Source organism: Amycolatopsis nivea, from assembly GCF_004522235.1.
Taxonomy (GTDB): domain Bacteria; phylum Actinomycetota; class Actinomycetes; order Mycobacteriales; family Pseudonocardiaceae; genus Amycolatopsis; species Amycolatopsis nivea.
The window spans coordinates 65,580-84,911 of the sequence record NZ_SDLT01000011.1 but is presented as its reverse complement, the minus strand read 5'-3'; the positions used below and the strand labels follow the sequence as shown (position 1 = coordinate 84,911).

Genomic DNA, 19,332 nt, shown 5'->3' with positions numbered 1-19,332 from the left:
ACTGTTCCTTCGTTCAAGCCGGTTCTTCGACCGGTTGCGACGCGGGGGTTTCGGCGGTGCGGTGGAAACTTCCGAGGACGACGGTGAAGATCGCGCCGAGGATCGCCGGGACCGCGAAAAGCAGGAAATTCCACTGTGGAGCGAACCCGGCGGCAAGGACCCATCCGCCGAGCACCGGCCCGGCTATCGCGCCGATCCGGCCGATTCCCAGCGCGACGCCGATCGCGCTGGCCCTGGCGTGCGCCGGATAAGTGCGGGCGACGTACACGTTGATCAGCCCCTGCACGCCGAACGCGCCCGCGCCGCCGATCAGCACGATCACCGACAGCACCGGCAATGGCGACCGAACGCTCAAGGCGGCCATAGCTACTGCGGCGACAACAAAACACGCGATGATCGGGATTCGCGATCCCGCCCGGTCGGCGAGCGCCGCGATCGCGAGACCGCCGACCGTCGCGCCGACATTGACCAGGGTCAGGAACATCAGCGAGGAATCCAGCGGATACCGCGCGGCCTGCATCAATTGCGGCAACCAAGTGTTGATCCCGAAAATGAGCAAGAATGAACAGATCACCATGGCGCAGAACAGCACGGTCGTTCCGGTATACGGCTGGCGCAACACGACGCGCAGACCGCGTGCTCCGGTCGGCTCTCGCCGGTAGACTGGTGATTCGGGAAGCCAACGGTAAGTCATCGGCACCAGCAGCAATCCGACCGCGCCGCCGACGAGATACTCGGGCCGGAAGTTGTCTCCGCTCAGGAACGCCGCGGCTACGACGGCGGCCAGCGAACCGCCTACAGTAACTCCACATTGGACGATTGCCGAACTGATGTTCTTCCGTTTCGGCGGCGCGAGTTCGAAGATCAGCGGGCCCATCGCGGGGTAGACCGCGCCGACTCCCAGTCCGACGAGGAGCCTGCTGGCACCGAACAATTCCGGATTCGGCGCGAACGCACAAGCGAACATGCCCAGCGAGACGATCGCGATGCTGAGCAAAGTCGTCCGGCGGCGCCCGTGCCGATCGGTGAGCGGCCCGACCAGCAGTGCGCCGAAAAGCATGCCCACCGGCGTGAGGCTGCCCAACGTGCCCAGCTCGGGAAGGGAAAGCTGCCACGGCTGGTGGCGGAGCAGCAGGGGCGTCGTCGCGCCGAAAGCGACGAGGTCGTACCCCTCCAGCGTCATGACGGCCAGCCCGATCGCGATGGCTCGCCACGGCATCTTCATGTGCTCGCCTTGTCCGTGGAAAGACGCAGCACCCGTTCGGCGTTGCCGTGGCTGATCTTCTCCCGGTCGCGGTTGCTGATCGGTGCCTGCTCGAGGAACTGGACGGCCTCGGCGGTGTCTTCGAAGGGATAGTCGACGGCGAACATGATCGCGTCCGCTCCGAGGGCCAGTACCGCCCCGGCGAGCGCGGCCGGGGAGCAAACCCCGCTGGTGGTGATCAGGATGTTGTCGCCGAAGTATTCCGACGGTTTCCGCGCGAGAGTCCGGAGTTCCTGCCGGTCGTGGCGCGAATCGAGCCGCGCGAGCTGAAACGGCAGGAACTCGCCCAGGTGACCGAGGATGAGAGTGGCACCCGGATGCCGGTCGAAGACGCCTCCGAAAACCAGCCGGAGCGCGTGTCCGCTCGTCTCGGCCGCCCAGCTCCACAATGGACCGCGCAGTTCGGGACGTCCGTCGAGTACCTTCCAGGGCTCGGCTGGGGGAGCGCCCGGGTGGAGGTAAAGCGGCACGTCCAGTTCTTCGAGGGCGGACCACACCGGCTCGTAGCGCTGGTCGTCGAGGTAGGTGCCGTTGGTGTGGTCGTTGACGAGAGCTCCGCTGAGCCCGAGTTCGCCGACGGCGCGGTGGAGTTCCGTCACCGCCGCATCCGGATTCTGGAGCGGCAACGCGGCCAGGCCGCGGAACCGATCCGGATGCGCGGCGATCACTTCGGCTAAATGATTATTGGCGATCCGGGCATCCTTGACCGCCTGGTCGGCATCGGTCAGCCCTTGAATGCCGGGTGCGGTCAGGGAAAGCACCTGAACGTCGATGCCGTGCGCGTCCATTTCCGGCAGCCGGTATGTCGTGTAGTCGCACAACCGTTTCCCCCAGTCCTCGACCCACCGCGCGGCGGTTTCCGTCTTGGGCACTGGGTATCCGGCCTGCAGTTCGGGAAGCGCGAACGCTTCTTCCATGGCGATGTAACGCAAGGTGATGGCCTTTCCGCTCAGCTGCCTTCGGCGTGCGCGCCGGTCATGTGCGCCGCCAGGTCCTCCGGGTTGATGAACGACGGCGGAGGCGGCGGGCCCCATTCGTAGAGCGACCGCATGCCCTCGAACGACCGCGGCGTCCAGAGCTGGTCGTCGACGATGGCGTCCATGTCGGAGTAGTACTCGGCGAAGTTCCCGGCGGGATCCTTGAGATACCAGAAGAAATTCGACCCGATGTGGTGGCGGCCGAGACCCCAGACGTGCCGTTCCGGATGCTCGGCGAGCATGCCCATCGCGCCGCGGCCGACTTCGTCCACATCGGACACCTGCCAGGACGTGTGGTGCAGGAAATTGAGCGGAGCCTGCTGCACCAGGAGATTGTGGTGATCGGTGGAGCACCGCAGGAACGCCGCCCGCCCCGGAACCACGTCGCTGACCTTGAACCCGATGCCGTCGGTGAAGAACCGCTGGGTCGATTCCTGCTCGACCGTCCCGATCACGACGTGCCCCAGCGCGAGCGGCCGCACCGGCCCGGTCCGCGACAACACGGGCGCGCGGGTATTGGCGCGGTCCAACCGGCCAGGCCCGTTGTACGGAGTCGCCGCCACCGGTGCGCGGACCAGCCGCGGCGCGACGACCGCTTCGACGGCGATGTCCGCGATCGGCTCCCGGGCGTGCAGCGTGTCGGCCTCGCGCTGCACCGGAAAGCCGAGCCGGTCGAGGTTCGCGGCGATCCGACCGAGGTCGTCGGCGTCGTCGACCGCGACGGTCAAACCCAGCAGGCGGCGGACCCGCGAGTGCGCGAGCACGAACTGCTCGCCGCCCTCGACCGTGGCGAACCTGCCGGGCGCGAGCTGCGTGAGCCCGAAATCGGCGTAGTAGCCGGAGGTGCCCGCGACGTCGGGCACTCCGACGGTCAGCGACTTCAATCTGTGCAGTGCCATGGAATCGCTCCCTTCACCCGGCGACGCAGGTCTGCCGGAGCTGTCCGATGCCCTCGATCTGGGTGACGACCTCGTCGCCCGGCCGCAGGTAGCGCCGCGGGGACCGCGAATGCCCGACCCCCGAGGGCGTGCCGGTGAAGATCAGGTCGCCGGGAAGGAGCGGGCACACCGCCGAGAGCCGCGCGATCAGCTCGGCGACCGAGAAGACCATTGACGACGTGCGCGCCTTCTGCACGCTCTCGCCGTTGACCAGGCACTCGATCGCGAGGTCGTCGGGGTCGGCGAACTCGTCCGCGGTCACCAGCACCGGCCCGGTGGGAGCGAACCCCGGGAACGACTTGCCGAGCGAGAACTGCGGAACCGGCCCCGCCGCCTGGACGACTCGCTCGGAAAAGTCCTGCCCGACCGTCAATCCCGCCACGTGCAGCCAGGCGTCCTCGGCCGCGGTTTTCTCCGCCCGGCGGCCGATCACCACCACAAGTTCCGCTTCCCAGTCGACGAACTCGCTCGGCAGCTTCAGCTCCGTGTCCGGCCCGGTGAGGGACGTGGCGAACTTCGTGAAAGTGGCCGGCGACTCCGGAAGCTCGAGCCCGGCTTCCTGCGCGTGCTCGCGGTAATTCAGCCCGATGGCGAAGATCTGCCGAGGCTTCGGCGAAGGGCTCCCCGCGAGACCCTCGGGCGCGGCCGGTCCGTCGGTCGTCGTCCGCCCCCACTCCGCGAACTCGCTCCAGCGCTCGAAAACCGCGAGCGGATCGGCCGGGAACCGCCCGCCGCTCGCCCCTTCGACGTCGATCGCCCTGTCATTGAGCACCAGGCACATCCGGCCGGCCCGTGTCGTCGTTTGCATTCTCCGCGTCCTTCCGCTGCTTCCCGGCCAGTGAACACCGCTGAATCTCGATAAGTCAACTAAATCTCGAGATTATGGCGAGTATGCGGAACCAGGTACGATCTGCGACATGACTGGCGCTCGCAGCACGACCCGCGTCGAGGACGTCTACCTGCGTCTTCGCGCCGACATCCTCAACGGCCGGCACGCGCCCGGAACGCGGCTGCGCGTCGAAGCGCTCAAAGGGGACTACGACGCCAGCAGCGGCGTCCTGCGTGAAGCGCTGCCCCGGCTGGTCGGCCAGGGGCTCGCGACTTTCGCGCCACAGCAAGGATTCCGGGTCATCGACGTCTCCCCGGACACCCTGCAAGACCTCACCGAGGCGCGCGTGGTCGTCGAAACGCACGTGGTCCGCGAATCCCTCGCGCACGGCACCATCGAATGGGAGTCCGACCTGCTCGCGGCGCACCACAATCTCGCCCGCACCACGTTCGCCGACGAGTCAGACGCGATCAACGAGCGCTGGCTGTCCGCGCACGCCCGGTTCCACCAGGTCCTGCTGGAGGGCTGCCCGAACCAGCACCTGCGCACGGTGGCGACGCAGCTGCGCGAATCGGCCGAGGTCTACCGGTGCTGGGCCCGCGCCTCGAGCGAGGACAACCACCGCGACGTCGCGGCGGAACACCGGCTGATCTGCGAACGCGCGATCGAACGAGACGTCGCGGGCACGGTCGAGGCCCTGCGGGACCACATCGAGCTGACTACGAAGCTGCTGCTCGACGGGTATCGGAGCCGGGAAGAGGGCGACGGATAGTGGTGGTCATGCCTCGAGTTTTGCCCGCGTGCGGACCCGGCGTCCAAGACTGGTTCGCTATCCGGCGATAACTTGACGGCATCGGATCTCGAAAGTCTTGCGGCAAACGGTTTCTCAACTCCGAGCGAGAAACCGCCGCTGCTCCGCCGCCGCGTCCAAGTCCTCCGGACTGTCGCCGCCGAACCCGCCATGCGGCATCGCCTCGAACACGTGCAGTTCGGCTGCCACGCCGGCGGCGCGCAATTTCCGATGCATCCGGACCGTGTTCGACAGGAACAGATCGCGGGTACCGCTCCGGAGGAAGGTGGGCGGGAAGCCGGAAACGTCACCGAAGATCGGGGACAGGTACGGATCCCGCAGGTCGGCACCCGCTGCGTAGAGGGCGTTCGTGGAAGCCAGACTGCGGAGGATGTTGTCGACGCCGTCCAGCGTCTGGAAGGTGTCGCCGGATTCGGTCAGGTCGACTTGCGGCGTGTTGAGCACCAGCGCGGCCGGCATCGGCAACCCGGCGTCCTTGGCGCACAACAAAAGCGCGGCCGCGATGTTCCCTCCCGCGGAATCGCCGCCGACGAACACCTGCGACGGATCACGCTCCCGCAAGGCGCGCTGGTACACGGACATCGCATCATTCAGCGCCGCCGGATACGGATAGAGCGGCGGCAGTCGGTAGTCCACGCCCCACACGAGCATGCCGGTCGACAAGGCGGTCCTGGCCGTTGTCGCCCGGCACGCGTCCCCGCCGCCGACCAGGAGGCCGCCGGGATGCATCCACAGGAAGACGGCGTCGTCATCGACCCCATGCGGCCGCGCGGCGTACCCGGCGGCTCCGTCGACCTCGAAGTCCTCGACGTGCACCGGCAGTCCAGTGACCGGAAACCGCTGGGCTGTCGACTGATTCGCCCGAGCCGCCATCGCGAGCCAGCCATCCGTGTCGTCGGCAGCCGGATAGGTCAACTCGCCGGCGTCGAGGGCGAGCCAAGACCGTGCTTGCTCGCTGATCGTCGACGGAGCGGGAAACACGCGCTCGCTCATGACTGGGCTCCCCTCTGCCTGGTACCATCTTAACTAACTAAATTTAGTGACACAAGGAAGTGGTTCCGGATGCCCAGAACCAGCGAACGCGGCGGCCCGCAGACGCGCGCCCGGATCCTGGCGGTCGCGAACCGGCTGTTCGTGGAGCGCGGGTACGAAGCCGTGACCGTTGCCGAGATCGCGCGGGAGGTCGGGGTTTCCAGCGTGACGGTCTTCAACCACTTCGCGCGAAAGGAAGACCTTTTCCTGGACCGAGCGGCCGACGCCGTGGATCTGCTGCGCGCGGCAGTCCGAGACCGCGCGCCGGACGCCGATATCCTGACCTCCTTGCAGGGCCTGTGCTTCCGCCTGTGCGACGACCGTGCGCCGCTGTCCGGGATCAGCGCCAATTCCGTACCGTTTTTCCGGACGGTCGCTGGTTCCCCCGCGCTGATCGCCCGCGCGCGAGCCATCGGTTCCGAACTCCAGTCCGTCCTCGCCGAGGAGCTAGCCCAAGACCCCGCCTTCGACGGCGACGGGTTTTTGCTCGCGGCCTTCTTTATCGCTGGCTACAGCGCGGTGCTCGTAGAAACCGTCCGCCGCCGCATCGAGGGCGAGCCAGACCGCGCGGTGGCGAAGAACCACCGCGTCCGTCTCGATCAGCTGTTCACGGCACTGCGCGACGGCGTCGTGGCGCGCTGACGAGCAAGACGACCGCTGCCGCCGCGGTGCAGAGCGCGAGCGCGGTACCGGGTGCCGTGGTCTCCGTCGTCGCGCCGAGGAGACCCGAGCCGGCAGCGGCACCGAGGTTGACCGCGGTGTTGATCCAGCTGCTCGCTTCGGTCCGCACGGTGGGATCAGTGCGGGCATCAGCCGCGAGGTAGCCGACGATGAGCAGCGGTGCGATGAAGCCGCCCGCTATGCCGATGCCGACGACCAGCACTGGCGTGGACCCGATGAGCCCAGCGGTCGCGCTGACGCCGATCAGCGCTGTGCCGAGAACGAGCAGCTGTCGTTCGACCGACATCCGCGGATTGAGGCGGCCGTACAGCAAGCCGCCGAGCGCGCTGGCCCCAGCGAACAGGGCCAGGACGACGCCGGGCAGAACCGCGGAACCCTCGGCCGCCCCCATGGCCGGTGCCACGATCTCGACCGCGCCGAGGACGATCCCCGGAGCCATGATGGCGACCACCACCGGGAGAAATCCGGGCGACCGCAACGGTTTCGGCGCTTCCGTGGTTCGTTTGGTGCGGTGCCCGCGCTGTTGCCGGGACAGCGGGCTGAGCACGAAAAGGCCGCTGCCAGTGGCGACGAGGCCGGCCGAGACGTAAAGCGCCAGCGCCGGATCCGCGAGCGCGGTGAGGATCGCGGATGTCAACGGCCCGACCGCGAAAATCAGCTCTTCGGCGACCGCGTCCAGGCTCAGTCCTCGAGTGCGCAGGGGGCCGCTGGCGAGCGCCGCCGACCACACCACGCGCATCGTCGATCCGAACGGCGGGAGCGACAATCCCGCGACGGCACCGAGACCCAGCAAGAAAGGCAACGGCGCGCCCGGATCCACGGCGAACACCACGAGCGCCGTCGTGTGGAACGCGCCCAGCGTGGACAAGACGGTTGCCTGGCCGAATCGGTCGACGGCGCGCGCTCGCCAGGGTGTCGCGACGACGTTGGCGATTCCCAGCGTGGCCGTGACGGCTCCGGCGGCGGCGAACGACCCGCTGCCGGATTCGAGGAGGAACACGAGCGCGAGACCGGACATCGCCAGCGACGACCGGCCAAGGATGCTCGGCAGGAAGGAGCGCACCACGTGGGGCTGGCGCAGCGCGGTCCAGTAGGAAGGGTGTTCAGGTGACACGTCGTTCTCCAGGGCACAGCGCGAGTCGAGGCGCGCGGCTGACGGGGTCCTGCGCCGAAAACGGCGCGTTGAGACCCGCCCGGGCCGGTGCTGGATCTGCGAGGGGCGGGTCGCAGGACCGTCAGCTGAAGAGAACGATGAACTGGAACATCGCCGCGACCGTAGCAGCGCCGGCGCGCCCGGCGGTCACCTTTTTCGCGCGGACTCCAGGCAGCAAGCCTCCCGAACCAGCCGATGAACATCCGCTCCATCTGGATCGGTTACGCAACTCGGCGGCGCCCATCCGAAGAAGTCACTCAAGTGGGTGACCAGCAACCGGGTCGACTGCTGTTCTCGGCCGCTCCGGTGGACCAGCCGCGTCACCTGGTCGTGTCTGGTTTCGAAACCGTGAACAACAGTAGGTAATCTTCCGTAACGGGTGCGGGGAGCCGCCTCCAACCCACGGTTTGCCGGAGGGCTTCGTTGATCAAGCTCATGTTCGCCGACGACGAGGAACTAGTTCGGTCGGGGCTGCGCGCCATGATGTCCGGGGCGTCGGACATCGAGATCGTGGGCGAGGCGAGCGACGGCAGATCGGCGGTCGAGGTCGCCCGTCGCTATCACCCTGACGTCGCGCTGCTCGACATCAAGATGCGCGCCCCTGACGACGGCATTCGCGCGCTCCGGGCCATTCTCGCGCTGCCCGATCCGCCGACCGTCGCCATGCTCACCACCTTCGACATCGACGAGTACGTCAGCCTCGCGCTGCGGCTCGGCGCCAACGGCTTCCTGCTGAAGGACATCGACCCGGCGGCGTTGCTGCGGGCCGTGCGCGACCTGGCCAAGGGCGGTGCCGTCCTCGACCCGGGCGTCGCCGTGCGGATGGTGCAGAGCCACCGCGACGAGCAGCGGGCCGCGCAGCCGGCGCGCAAACTCCTGGCCTCGCTGTCCGAACGCGAACGCGAGGTCGTCGCGCTGATCGGGCAGGGTCTGTCGAACGCCGAGATCGGCGGGCGGCTGCACCTGTCCGAGGCGACGGTGAAGGGGTACGTCTCGGCGGTGCTGTCGAAGATCGGCGCGGCCAACCGGGTGCAGGCCGCGCTCCTGGCCTACCGCGGCGGGCTTCTCGACCAGTAGAACCAGCACATGCTGCTGACCGCGCTCGAGTTCCTCGGGCTGGTGGCGTTCGCGGCGTCCGGGGCGCTGGCCGCGGTCCGGGCGCGGCTGGACGTGTTCGGGGTCGTCGTGGTCGGCCTGACCACGGCACTCGGCGGCGGCATCATCCGCGACGTGCTTCTCGGCATCCACCCGCCGACGTCCCTGCGCAACTGGCCGTACCTGGCCGTCTGCGCGGTGACGGCGCTGGTGGTGTTCGCCTTCCACCCGCAGGTCGCCCGGCTGCGCCACGCCGTGCTGCTCGCGGACGCGGTCGGGCTCGGAGTCTTCGCCACGGCCGGCACGACGCTGGCGCTGAACGCGGGCGCGACCGGGTACGCCGCGTGTCTGATCGGCATGACCAGCGGCATCGGCGGCGGCGCGGTCCGCGACCTGCTGCTGCGGGAGATCCCGCTCGTGCTGCGCAAGGAGATCTACGCGATGGCCGCGCTGACCGGCGCGGTGTGCGTCTGGGCGGGGCACGCGCTGCACCTCCCGGCCGGCGCGGTCACGACCGTCTCGGCGGTGGTCGTGGTCGCGATCCGCGTGCTCGCTCTCTGGCGACACTGGAACGCCCCGGTCGCCCGGCCGCCGGAAGAGCGCTCGTTGTGATTTCCGCGTCCGCGACCCCCGGTGCGGCCAGTGCGAATGTGCCGCCCTGTCCGCGGTCGTCCGGAAATGCTCTTTGTGTGTTCTGCGTGTGTTCTTAGGCGGGTCTCAGCACTCTGCGTAAGACTGACGGCATGCGCATCCTCGTAGTGGACGACGACCGTGCCGTCCGTGAATCGCTCAGGCGGTCTTTGGAGTTCAACGGCTACACCGTGGAGCTCGCGAGCGATGGTGCGCAGGCGTTGGAGACGATCCTCGCCAACCGTCCGGACGCGATGGTTCTCGACGTGATGATGCCGCGCCTCGACGGGCTCGAAGTGGCCCGCCGGCTCCGCAGCACCGGCGACGACCTGCCGATTCTCGTGCTGACCGCCCGCGACACCGTCTCCGACCGGGTCTCCGGCCTCGACGCCGGCGCCGACGACTACCTGCCCAAGCCGTTCGCCCTGGAGGAGCTGCTCGCCCGGTTGCGCGCCCTGCTGCGCCGCGCCGCGCCGGACGCTCAGCAGGGCGAGACGTCGGAGGTGCTGTCGTTCGCCGACCTCACGCTGGACCCGGGCACTCGCGAGGTCCGCCGCGGCGGCCGCGAGATCAGTCTCACCCGCACCGAGTTCGCGCTGCTCGAGCTGTTCCTCTCGTACCCCAAGCACGTGCTGACCCGCGGAAGGATCCTGGAGGAAGTATGGGGTTACGACTTCCCGACGTCGGGCAACGCGCTGGAGGTCTACGTCGGCTATTTGCGCCGCAAGACGGAAGCGGACAACGAACCGAGGCTGATCCACACGGTGCGTGGAGTGGGGTACGTCCTGCGCGAGACCCCGCCGTGACCGACTACCCGGCGGGTGCGCACGCCGCGCCGGAGGGGGAGGTCCCGGATCCGCGGGGCACCCGGTGGACCACCCGGCGGTTCTCGCTGCGCGGCCGCGTCACGCTGCTGGCCGCGGCGTGCGTGGCGGGTGCGGTGGCGCTCGTGTCCCTGTGCGCGTACCTCGTGGTGCGCAACAACCTCCTCACTCAGCTCGACGACAACCTGCTGGCCCGCGCACAAGCCGCGGCGAACTCGCCCCAGGTGCCGACCGACCAGTTGCGCGAGGTCCCGGGAGCCTTGCTGGCGAGCGCTGACCTGCAGATCGGCCAGCTCAACGGCCTCACCGGCGACCTGATCTATCCGCAGCCGGGCACGCGGCCGCCGGTCGGCCCGTCCGAGATGCGCGTCGCGACCGGCGTGCTTCCGCAGTCGCTGCGCACCGACGCGGCCACCGGCATGCGCGTGGTCGCGGTGCCGCTCGGGCACGGCCAGGCGATCGTGCTGGCTCAGTCGATGGCTCCGACGATGCGCGCGCTGAACCAGCTGTCCGTGGTGCTGTTCCTCGTCGGCGGTGCCGGGATCGTGGTGGCCGCGGGTGCGGGCACGGCCGTCGCGCGCGCCGGATTGCGCCCCGTCGACCGGCTGACCTCAGCTGCCGAACGGGTAGCCGCTACCGGAGACCTGCGCCCGATCCCGGTGAGCGGCGATGACGAACTCGCCCGGCTCACGCACAGCTTCAACATCATGCTCGGCACGGTCGCGGACTCGCAGGAACGGCAGCGGCAGCTGGTCGCCGATGCCGGGCACGAGCTGCGGACCCCGCTGACTTCCATGCGCACCAACCTGGAACTGCTGCTGTCGGCCAGCCGTCCGGGCGCGCCGTCGCTGCCGGACGAGGACCGAGCCGACATCGAGGCCGACATTCGCGGCCAGCTCGACGAGCTGACCCAGCTCATCGGCGACCTGGTGGAGCTGGCGCGGCAGGACGAACCGCGCGAGCAGGCCGAACGCGTCGACCTGATGGACGTGGTCGAGCGCGCGCTCGACCGGGCGCGCCGGCGGGCGGGCGAGATCGAGTTCGAGGTCGCGCTGCAGCCGTGGGTCCTCACCGGCGACAACAGCTCGCTCGAGCGGGCGGTGCTGAACCTGCTGGACAATGCGGTGAAGTTCTCGCCGCAGGGTTCGCGGGTGCGGGTCACGCTGCGTCCGCTCGGCGACGGCACCGCGGTGGTCGAGGTCGCGGACTCCGGACCGGGCATCGCCGAGGAAGACCTGCCCAAGGTGTTCGACCGTTTCTACCGCTCTTCGGAGGCACGCACCCTGCCCGGATCCGGCCTCGGGCTGGCGATCGTGAAGCACGCCGCCGAGCGGCACGGCGGCACGGTTTACGCCAACCGGGCACCGGAAGGCGGCGCTCTGCTCACCATCCGGCTACCAGGGGCGCCCGTCGCCTGAGCGGCCCGCCACGCATGGCTGTCGCCCGGGAGGGGGACGCTTGATCTGCACGTCGCGCACACCTGATGTTGAATCGTGTAGGATTTTGTGCAGTTGATGGGTGTGCTTGGGGAGTGGCGGTGCTCGCGCGGCAGCGACAGGCGGTGATCCTCGAGGAAGCACGCCGGACCGGTGCGGTCCGGGTCAGTGACCTCGTCGCGAGGCTCGGCGTCTCCGACATGACGGTCCGCCGAGACCTCGACGTGCTCGCGGGCCGCGGCCTGGTCGAGAAGGTCTACGGCGGCGCGACGTCGCTGGTCGGCAAGAGCACCGACGAACCGGGGTTCGAGGCGAAATCGGTGCGCCAGCGCGCCCAGAAGGAAGCTATCGCTGAACTGGCGGCCACCCTCGTCAAGCCGGGCACCGCGATCGGCCTGTCCGCGGGCACCACCACCTGGACGCTCGCGCACGCCCTCGACGGCGTCGAGGGCCTCACCATCGTCACCAACTCGATCCAGGTCGCCGACGTGCTGCGCAACGCGGGACAGCCGGACCGCACGGTGGTCCTCACCGGCGGGGTGCGCACCCCCTCGGACGCGCTGGTCGGCCCGGTCGCCGTGCAGAGCCTGCGGACACTGCACCTCGACCTGGTGTTCCTCGGCGTCCACGGCATGGCAGTGGGGCCTGGGTTCACCACCCCGAACCTCACCGAGAGCGAAACCGACCGCGCGCTGGTGGAGGCCGGACGGCGGCTGGTGGTGCTCGCCGACCACACAAAGTGGGGCACCGTCGGCATTTCCACGATCGCGGACCTGGAAGAAGCACAGGTCGTGGTGACCGACGACGGACTGGACGACCGCGCGCGGGAAGACCTCGCGGAGCGGGTCGGAGAACTCATGATCGCCGAAACGGCGGAGAACCTCGAGGCAGAAGAAGCGTGAAACGCACTGCGGCACACCTGGCCGACGGCCGGGAGATCATCTATTTCGACCACACCGACGACCGTGAACGGCTCGCCGAGGACACCCGGGACCTGCCGCCGGTCGCGGCGGCCTCGGAGATCCGCCGCGACCCGCTGACCGGCGAGTGGGTCGCGATGGCGGCGCACCGCCAGACGCGCACGTACAAGCCGCCCGCCGACCTCTGCCCGCTCTGCCCGACCCGTCCGGGCAAACCGAGCGAAATCCCCGAAGCCGACTACGACGTGGTCGTCTTCGAGAACCGGTTCCCGTCGTTCTCGCAGCAGGCGACCGGCGAACCGTCCACTGTGGACGGATTGGGCCTCGTCCCGACCGCGCCGGGCCTCGGGCGCTGCGAGGTCGTGTGCTTCACCAGCGACCACGACGGCGCGTTCTCCCGGCTGACTCCGGAACAGGTGCGCCTCGTGGTGGACGCCTGGGCTGACCGCACCGCCGCGCTCGCGGAGACGCCTGGCGTGGAACAGGTCTTCCCGTTCGAGAACCGCGGCGAGGAAATCGGCGTCACGCTCTCGCACCCGCACGGCCAGATCTACGGCTACCCGTTCGTCACGCCGAAGACCGAGCGGATGCTGGCGGTCGCGCGCGAACACGGCGGCTCGGTGCTCGGCGACGTGCTGGCGGCGGAACGGAAATCGGGCGAGCGCGTGATCGCGACCGGCGAGCACTGGACGGCTTTCGTGCCGCCTGCCGCGCGCTGGCCGGTGCACATCCAGATCGTGCCGCACCGGCAGACGCCGGACCTCCCGTCGCTCACCGACGCCGAGCGCGACGACTTTTCCCGCGTGTACCTCGACGTGCTGCGCCGGTGTGACGCGCTGTATGACCGGCCGCTGCCCTACATCGCGGGCTGGCACCAGGCTCCGGTGCGGCGGGACCGGGAGCTGTCGTGGCTGCATCTGGAGCTGTTCTCCGTGCTGCGGGCCAAGGACAAGCTGAAGTACCTGGCCGGATCCGAGTCGGGCATGGCGGTCTGGATCAACGACGCCACCCCGGAACAGATCGCGGAACGGCTTCGTTCGGCAGGCTGACCGGAACTCGCGGCATACTCATCTACGAAACACAGGTTCGACTCAGGAACCTCTCAGGCCCAGCCGCTTAGGTGAGGACATGACCGAGAACGACCCCCACGTGCCCGACTCCGCGGCGGGTCGCCAGGACCCGGGCGCCCAGCCGGGTGCCGAAGGCCAGGCGGCCTGGCAGCAGACCCCGGCTCAGCCGGACCAACCCTCTTCCGGCGGCGACGCGAACCAGTCGGCTTCCAGTGCCACTGGTTCGACCGCCGCGTACGGTTCGGTCGCTGAGGGCTCGGCGGGGACGTCCGGCACCGGCACGGCGAGCGGCGACGCTTCCGGTGCGTACGGAGCGCCTGCGGGGCAGTACGGCACCGCTCAGACGTATGGGGCCGCTGCTCCGGCTGGAAGCACGCCGAATCCGTGGTCGGCCCAAGGCGCGGCCGCGCCGCACGCTGGCGCGCCCCAGAGCGGCGCGATCCCTGGCGCGCAGCAGCCCTACGGCAGCCAATACCCCGGCGGCACGCACACTCCGCCCGCCGGAGCCCCGGCCAATCCTTACGGCGCACCGGGAACCTCGGTGTACGGCGTCCCCGCGCAGCGCGAGAAGAAGGGTTCGGCGGGCAAGCTCCTCGCGAGCGTCGCCGCGATCTCGCTCGTGATCGGCGGCGTGGCGGGCGGAACCGTCGGGTACCTGACCGGCGGGTCCGGTTCGTCGGTGAGCGCGCTCGACGCGCCGAAACCCGCGCAGCAGACCGGCAACGTGCCGGCCGGCTCGGTCGAATCGGTGGCGCAGAAGCTGTCGCCGAGCGTGGTCGAGCTGCAGGTGTCCGGCCGGACCGCGGCGGGCGAGGGCTCCGGCTTCGTGATCAGCAGCGACGGCTACATCCTCACCAACAACCACGTCGTCCAGGTCGCCGCGAACGGCGGCCAGATCCAGGCCGTGTTCCAGGACGGCAAGAAGGCCGCGGCGAAGGTTGTCGGCCGTGACCCGACCACGGACATCGCCGTGGTCAAGGTGTCCGGCGTCAGCAACTTGAAGCCGGTCGAGCTGGGCCGCTCCGACGACCTGCGGGTCGGCCAGCAGGTGGTGGCCATCGGTTCGCCGTACGAGCTGACCGGCACGGTCACCTCGGGCATCGTCAGCTCGCTGCACCGCCCGGTGCAGGCGGGCGGCGACGAAACCGACCAGACCACGGTGATGGACGCGATCCAGACCGACGCCGCGATCAACCCCGGCAACTCGGGCGGTCCGCTGTCGAACATGAACGGCCAGGTCATCGGCATCAACTCGGCCATCTACAGCCCGAACTCGGGCCGCGGCCAGGGCAGCGGCAGCGAGGGCGGCAACGTCGGCATCGGCTTCGCCATCCCGATCGACCAGGCGCGCCGCACCGCGCAGGACATCATCAAGACCGGGCACGCGACCCAGACGTTCATCGGCGCGAAGGTCACCGACGCGCCCCAGGGCGGCGCCCAGCTCGGCGACATCACGCCGGGCAGCCCGGCGGAGAAGGCGGGCCTGAAGTCCGGCGACGTGGTGACCAAGATCGACGACCGCGTCATCGACAGCGCCAACACGCTCGTCGCCGCGATCCGCACCCGCGCCCCGAACGACCAGACCACCTTCACCCTCGCCGACGGACGCACGGTGCAGGTCACCTTGGGCGGACAGGCGGTACCGGCCAACTAGTTCGCTCGGCCGCCGAGGCGCGGCCGAGACCAGCCACGGCTCGACCCCCTATCCGCGCTGGGGCCGAACCTTTGCAGGCCGCGCGCGACCGGAGCACAAGAGCCGGTCGCGCGTGGCCGTTTTTCATGCCCAGCACGCGAAAACCGGCTCGCACACGAAAACACGAAGAGGCTCTCCGTGCCGCCTCCGACTCGGCACGGAGAGCCTCTCCGCGTGCGGTGAGGTGCCCACGCGCACGCTGTCCCAAACGCCGAATCCGCGGGAAAATTCGGGTACCGGAAGAAAACCCAGGTCAACTACGTGCGCGCGGCCGAATTTTCCGCGCCGCCTGCCGCCGTACCTGGACAATCCGGACGAGCGAAACGACCAGGACGGCACTCCACACCACGGCGAGCGTCGCCAGCAGCCCCAGCCACGTGTTCCCGTCGTGCAGACCGGGCTTCGCCGGCACGCCATAAGCACGCCACAGCAGCGGGAACGCCACGAAACCCAGCACCGCGGTCAACGCCGCGCCAACCTGCACCGGCCCTCGCCACGGCAGCGGCAGGAATCGAGCGAGCAGCAGGCCGATCACGCCCGCGATCGGAGCGAACACCGCGTCGTTGACGATCGGACCGCCGCCGATCCACAGCAACGTCGTGAAACTGTCCGGCCACGCCGGCGCCGCGTAGTCGAGGAACAGCACGATCCCGTACGCCAACGCCGCTAATCCGGGCAGCGCCAGCAGAATTCGCGCGGTCTTCACCGCACCTCCAGCTTCTCGACCCACTTCGTCTGCAGCACGCCTGGCCGGCTGGGCGCGATCACGCGGCACGGATACCCGTGGTCGAGATTCAGCACCTCACCGTTCAGTTCCAGCGCCAGCAACGTGAGCGGGTCGGCCGTATGCTCGCCGGGCAACACGCTGACGCCGTACAGGCCGGTCTTCTCCAGCGACGACACCCGCACGTCCACGCCGGGCGAAGTCCCGTTCGCGCGCAGCAGGTCCGGGAACGAGACGCCGCGCCAGGTCGCCATCTGGCTCCACCCTTCGACGCACGCGATCGGCAAGTCCACAGTGGTCTGCGGCAACGCCCGCAGCTCGGCCAGCGTGAACTGCCGAGTCCCCGCCGGAGTCACCACGGACAGTCGCCATCCGGGATCCTGCGCTGCCCGTGTGACCTGCGCCGCCACGGCCGTGCGGTTGACCGGCAACTTCTGCGTGCCCTTGTCCGATCGCCACGACAACCCGGAGACGTTCCGCAGCGCGGGAACGGTCGCCCCAGCGGTCGCCAGCACGGCAACTCCGGTCGCGATCCCCGTGGTGGTCAGGAATCCTCGGCGCGACAACCCAGGGCCAGGCTGCTGAGCGGACGCACGCTCCCGCGTCAGCGCCCGCCGGATCACCGGGAGCTTCACCGCGACATGCACGAAGATCGACCCGATCGCGACCCACGCCACCGCATAGTGCACCTGCGGAAAGTAGAAATTCCACGGATAGTTCTGCGCGACGTTCAGCAGTCCCGAACTCAGCTCGAAGAACGCTGCGCCGGACAGCACAAGGATCGACAGCCGCTCCACGGCGTGCGGCACCGAACGCACCAGCGGCCGCTCGAACAGCTTCGGGTAGACGCTCCACAGTTTGGCCAGCAGCAACGGAATCGCCGCGATCCCGGACAGCACATGCGCGCCCTGCGTCACTCGATACAGCCACACCGGACGGCTCGGCCAGAAGAACCACTCGGGCGGATGCTGGATCAAATGGCTCAGCAGTCCGGTGATGAAGCAGATCAGGAACGCGAGCCCGAGCAGGCTGCCGACCCGGGCCGTCGCGCGCTCGCCGTGCGCACCGCCCTTGAATTGCTCCGCCTTCGGGACCCGGCGATCGACGGCACGGGCCCGTTCGCCGATCTTGGCCTGTGCTGCGGAAACCCGAGCGTCGAAACCGCGCCACGCGGCGGCCAGGCGTTTCATGCGCGCGCCAGCTTCGCGAACCAGCGGCGGCCGCGACTGGTCGTCCACGCCACTCGAAAACCCGTCCGCACCGCGATTTCCGCAATGGCGTCGACACCGACCCACGCCCAGGTGAACCACCGCCCACCAGCGGGATCCGGCCGCAAGCGGACGTGGTCGCGGCGCACTCCCTGGCCGGGCTCCTCCAGTTCCACGAGCACGTCGCCATCTAGCGTGAGCAACTCGTGCACCCGCCGCAGCAGCGCATCGGGATCACCACCGATCCCGATGTTGCCGTCAGCCAGCAGCACGTGACTCCATCGTCCCTCGCCAGGAAGGCGAGTGAAAACGTTGCGCTGCAACGCACTCGCTCCGCGCCGTCGAGTCAGCCGCACCGCGACCGGCGAACTGTCCACGCCGAGGGCCACCACGCCTCGACGCGTCAACGCAGCGGTAAGCCGACCGGGTCCGCAGCCGACGTCGAGCGTCGGACCCGCGCACGCGTCCAGCAGCACGGCGTCGCCCGCACCGCAACCGTCCGCCCAACGACCGACCGGCAGCTCGATCCGGTCGCCGTTGGCGAGCTCCAGCCAGCAGCGATGGCCGAGCAGCCCGCGATCGAATTCCCGCCCAGTCGCGAGTTTCATGCCACCACTCCCACCGCGTCGACCGCGGCGGCGAACCTGGTGTCCGGCCGGATCGCGGCCACCCGCAGCGCGTCCTCCATGGTGTCCACATCGGACAGTGTCGGCAGCTCGACGACGCGGAGCCCGTTTCCTTCCAATGCCGCTCGGGTGCGGAATCCGGTGTCCGGACGCGACATCGGAACTCCGGCGAGCACTTGCGCCTGCCGCGGATCAGCCAGCCCGAGTCCCCACCAGCCCCCGTCTTCCGCGCTGCCCAGCACTGCGCGGCTGTCTCCGTCGACGACCGGCTTGATCGCCGAAGCCAGCAATACGGGGGAGACCTGCGGCGTGTCCATGCCGATCTGCAGCACGGGCAACCCGGCATGCACCGCGGCGGTGTCGGAGTGCGCGTTGGCCAGCCGGGTGCCGAAATCCCAGCCCCGCTGCGCAATCACGGTCGCCTTCCGCAACGCCCGGCCGATTTCGCCGCCTCGCGCCGCCTCCGAGAGGTCGCCCGTCATCGCCACGACGGTGATCGCGCCGTCAGTGGCGAACGCAGCGTCCAGCGTGTCCAACAGCGCGGAGGCGGCGATCTCCGCGGCCTGTTCTGGCGTCGCCGGCGGGCACAACCGAGTCTTCGCGAAGCCCGGCACCGGGGCTTTCGCGACTACAAGCAGGCAGAACGTCATCGGGCGAGCACCCGCCCGAAGTCCCGCACCGCTCGCAACGTGCCGCGCATCGAACCGGACACCTTCGATTTCGTGCCCCGCGCCCGTTCCCGGTAAGTGACGTCGAACTCTTGGACCGTCCAGCCCGCACGCTGAGCCTTCACCAACAGCTCAAGCGGGTAGCCGAAAGCCCGGTCCGTGACGTCGAGAGCCAGCAACTCCCGACGACGCACCGCCCGCAGCGGCGCGATGTCCCGCACTGGCAGCCCACGGGACCGCAAGAGCAGCGAGAGGACGGCATTGCCTGCTCTTGCGTGCCACGGCCAAGCCGCCCGGGAAACCGGCACCCGGCGCCCGACCGCGAGGTCAGCCCCATCCACAACCGCGGCGACCAGACGCGGCAACTCGGCCAGATCGAGTGATCCGTCGGCGTCTGCGAAACAGACGATGTCGGCGGTCGCGTTCTCCAACCCGGTGTGGACAGCGGCACCGTAACCACGCCGCGGCTCGTCGACGACTTTCGCGCCGTGCGCGGCCGCGACATCGGGGGAACCGTCGCGCGACCCGTTGTCCACGACGATCGCGCGATACCCCGCCGGCAGACCGGCGAGCACGCCGGGCAGCGCGGCCGCCTCGTCGAGGCAGGGGAGGACGACGTCCGCTCCGAATTCGTTCACGAGGCGTACGGTAGGTCTGGAAAGGACAGTGCAGAACCCTTGCTGTGCTTACCAAATCCTGACGTTCGCCCAGATCTTACCGACTTCTCACGGATCCGCCGGAACCCTGCCGGAC

20 protein-coding genes are annotated in these 19,332 nt (G+C 69.3%); 9 read left to right on the top strand and 11 right to left on the bottom strand.

What is annotated here, in order from left to right; all coding sequences use genetic code 11:
• Positions 1–13: 13 nt before the first annotated feature.
• From EIZ44_RS15530 to EIZ44_RS15515, 4 genes are read right to left on the bottom strand one after another with little or no spacing between them, the layout of a single operon-like run.
• Entirely contained in the window at positions 14–1,225 is a 1,212-nt protein-coding gene (locus EIZ44_RS15530; protein WP_240691312.1) for an MFS transporter, read from the bottom strand.
• A complete protein-coding gene (locus tag EIZ44_RS15525) occupies positions 1,222–2,196 on the bottom strand; it encodes an amidohydrolase family protein (protein WP_134729282.1) in 975 nt (324 codons plus the stop codon). Before EIZ44_RS15525 ends, EIZ44_RS15530 begins: the two co-directional genes overlap by 4 nt.
• A 17-nt stretch (positions 2,197–2,213) precedes the next feature.
• Positions 2,214–3,140, bottom strand: a complete 927-nt coding sequence (locus EIZ44_RS15520) for a VOC family protein (RefSeq protein ID WP_134729280.1) — start codon at positions 3,138–3,140, stop codon at positions 2,214–2,216.
• A 13-nt stretch (positions 3,141–3,153) separates the two neighbouring features.
• Positions 3,154–3,987, bottom strand: a complete 834-nt coding sequence (locus EIZ44_RS15515) for a fumarylacetoacetate hydrolase family protein (RefSeq protein WP_134729278.1) — start codon at positions 3,985–3,987, stop codon at positions 3,154–3,156.
• Positions 3,988–4,096: 109 nt separating this feature from the next.
• On the opposite strand from EIZ44_RS15515, the gene EIZ44_RS15510 reads away from it, so the two are divergent.
• Positions 4,097–4,780 carry a GntR family transcriptional regulator gene (locus EIZ44_RS15510; protein ID WP_037811108.1) on the top strand — a complete coding sequence of 228 codons (684 nt, stop codon included), beginning with the start codon at positions 4,097–4,099 and terminating at the stop codon, positions 4,778–4,780.
• A gap of 114 nt (positions 4,781–4,894) precedes the next feature.
• On the opposite strand, the gene EIZ44_RS15505 is transcribed toward EIZ44_RS15510, so the two are convergent.
• Positions 4,895–5,812 (bottom strand): alpha/beta hydrolase, encoded by a 918-nt coding sequence (locus EIZ44_RS15505; protein ID WP_134729276.1) that lies wholly within the window; start codon positions 5,810–5,812, stop codon positions 4,895–4,897.
• Between the two features lie 69 nt (positions 5,813–5,881).
• On the opposite strand from EIZ44_RS15505, the gene EIZ44_RS15500 reads away from it, so the two are divergent.
• Positions 5,882–6,493 carry a TetR/AcrR family transcriptional regulator gene (locus EIZ44_RS15500; RefSeq protein ID WP_134729274.1) on the top strand — a complete coding sequence of 204 codons (612 nt, stop codon included), beginning with the start codon at positions 5,882–5,884 and terminating at the stop codon, positions 6,491–6,493.
• Here EIZ44_RS15500 and EIZ44_RS15495 read toward each other — a convergent pair.
• Complete coding sequence (locus EIZ44_RS15495) at positions 6,459–7,646, bottom strand: MFS transporter (RefSeq protein ID WP_205673160.1); 1,188 nt, start codon at positions 7,644–7,646, stop codon at positions 6,459–6,461. The two genes, EIZ44_RS15500 and EIZ44_RS15495, sit on opposite strands and share 35 nt — an antisense overlap.
• A 462-nt stretch (positions 7,647–8,108) precedes the next feature.
• Between EIZ44_RS15495 and EIZ44_RS15490 the strand changes: the two genes are divergently transcribed.
• From EIZ44_RS15490 to EIZ44_RS15460, 7 genes are all read left to right on the top strand, one after another.
• The gene (locus tag EIZ44_RS15490; RefSeq protein WP_009083595.1) at positions 8,109–8,762 is read left to right on the top strand and encodes a response regulator; all 654 of its coding nucleotides are present in this window, start codon (positions 8,109–8,111) and stop codon (positions 8,760–8,762) included.
• 9 nt (positions 8,763–8,771) lie between these two features.
• Positions 8,772–9,392: a trimeric intracellular cation channel family protein gene (locus EIZ44_RS15485; RefSeq protein WP_134665171.1), complete on the top strand. Its 621-nt coding sequence runs from the start codon at positions 8,772–8,774 to the stop codon at positions 9,390–9,392.
• Positions 9,393–9,523: 131 nt separating this feature from the next.
• Positions 9,524–10,216 carry a response regulator transcription factor gene (locus EIZ44_RS15480; RefSeq protein WP_037811118.1) on the top strand — a complete coding sequence of 231 codons (693 nt, stop codon included), beginning with the start codon at positions 9,524–9,526 and terminating at the stop codon, positions 10,214–10,216.
• Positions 10,213–11,652, top strand: a complete 1,440-nt coding sequence (locus tag EIZ44_RS15475; protein WP_134665169.1) for a sensor histidine kinase — start codon at positions 10,213–10,215, stop codon at positions 11,650–11,652. The genes EIZ44_RS15480 and EIZ44_RS15475 overlap by 4 nt, the downstream gene beginning before the upstream one ends.
• Before the next feature lie 119 nt (positions 11,653–11,771).
• Entirely contained in the window at positions 11,772–12,572 is an 801-nt protein-coding gene (locus EIZ44_RS15470; RefSeq protein ID WP_106961260.1) for a DeoR/GlpR family DNA-binding transcription regulator, read from the top strand.
• On the top strand, positions 12,569–13,639 hold the full coding sequence (gene galT, locus EIZ44_RS15465; protein WP_134729270.1) for a galactose-1-phosphate uridylyltransferase: 1,071 nt from the start codon (positions 12,569–12,571) through the stop codon (positions 13,637–13,639). The genes EIZ44_RS15470 and galT overlap by 4 nt, the downstream gene beginning before the upstream one ends.
• Before the next feature lie 79 nt (positions 13,640–13,718).
• Positions 13,719–15,314: a S1C family serine protease gene (locus tag EIZ44_RS15460; protein ID WP_134729268.1), complete on the top strand. Its 1,596-nt coding sequence runs from the start codon at positions 13,719–13,721 to the stop codon at positions 15,312–15,314.
• 292 nt (positions 15,315–15,606) lie between these two features.
• On the opposite strand, the gene EIZ44_RS15455 is transcribed toward EIZ44_RS15460, so the two are convergent.
• The 5 genes from EIZ44_RS15455 to EIZ44_RS15435 are packed head-to-tail and all read right to left on the bottom strand — an operon-like array spanning position 15,607 to position 19,217.
• Complete coding sequence (locus EIZ44_RS15455) at positions 15,607–16,059, bottom strand: hypothetical protein (protein ID WP_134729266.1); 453 nt, start codon at positions 16,057–16,059, stop codon at positions 15,607–15,609.
• The gene (locus EIZ44_RS15450; RefSeq protein WP_240691311.1) at positions 16,056–17,267 is read right to left on the bottom strand and encodes a molybdopterin-dependent oxidoreductase; all 1,212 of its coding nucleotides are present in this window, start codon (positions 17,265–17,267) and stop codon (positions 16,056–16,058) included. The genes EIZ44_RS15455 and EIZ44_RS15450 overlap by 4 nt, the downstream gene beginning before the upstream one ends.
• The gene (locus EIZ44_RS15445; protein WP_134729264.1) at positions 17,264–17,893 is read right to left on the bottom strand and encodes a class I SAM-dependent methyltransferase; all 630 of its coding nucleotides are present in this window, start codon (positions 17,891–17,893) and stop codon (positions 17,264–17,266) included. Before EIZ44_RS15445 ends, EIZ44_RS15450 begins: the two co-directional genes overlap by 4 nt.
• Positions 17,890–18,561 carry a TIGR04282 family arsenosugar biosynthesis glycosyltransferase gene (locus EIZ44_RS15440; RefSeq protein WP_134665165.1) on the bottom strand — a complete coding sequence of 224 codons (672 nt, stop codon included), beginning with the start codon at positions 18,559–18,561 and terminating at the stop codon, positions 17,890–17,892. The genes EIZ44_RS15445 and EIZ44_RS15440 overlap by 4 nt, the downstream gene beginning before the upstream one ends.
• Complete coding sequence (locus EIZ44_RS15435; protein ID WP_134665163.1) at positions 18,558–19,217, bottom strand: glycosyltransferase family 2 protein; 660 nt, start codon at positions 19,215–19,217, stop codon at positions 18,558–18,560. Before EIZ44_RS15435 ends, EIZ44_RS15440 begins: the two co-directional genes overlap by 4 nt.
• Positions 19,218–19,332: the final 115 nt, after the last annotated feature.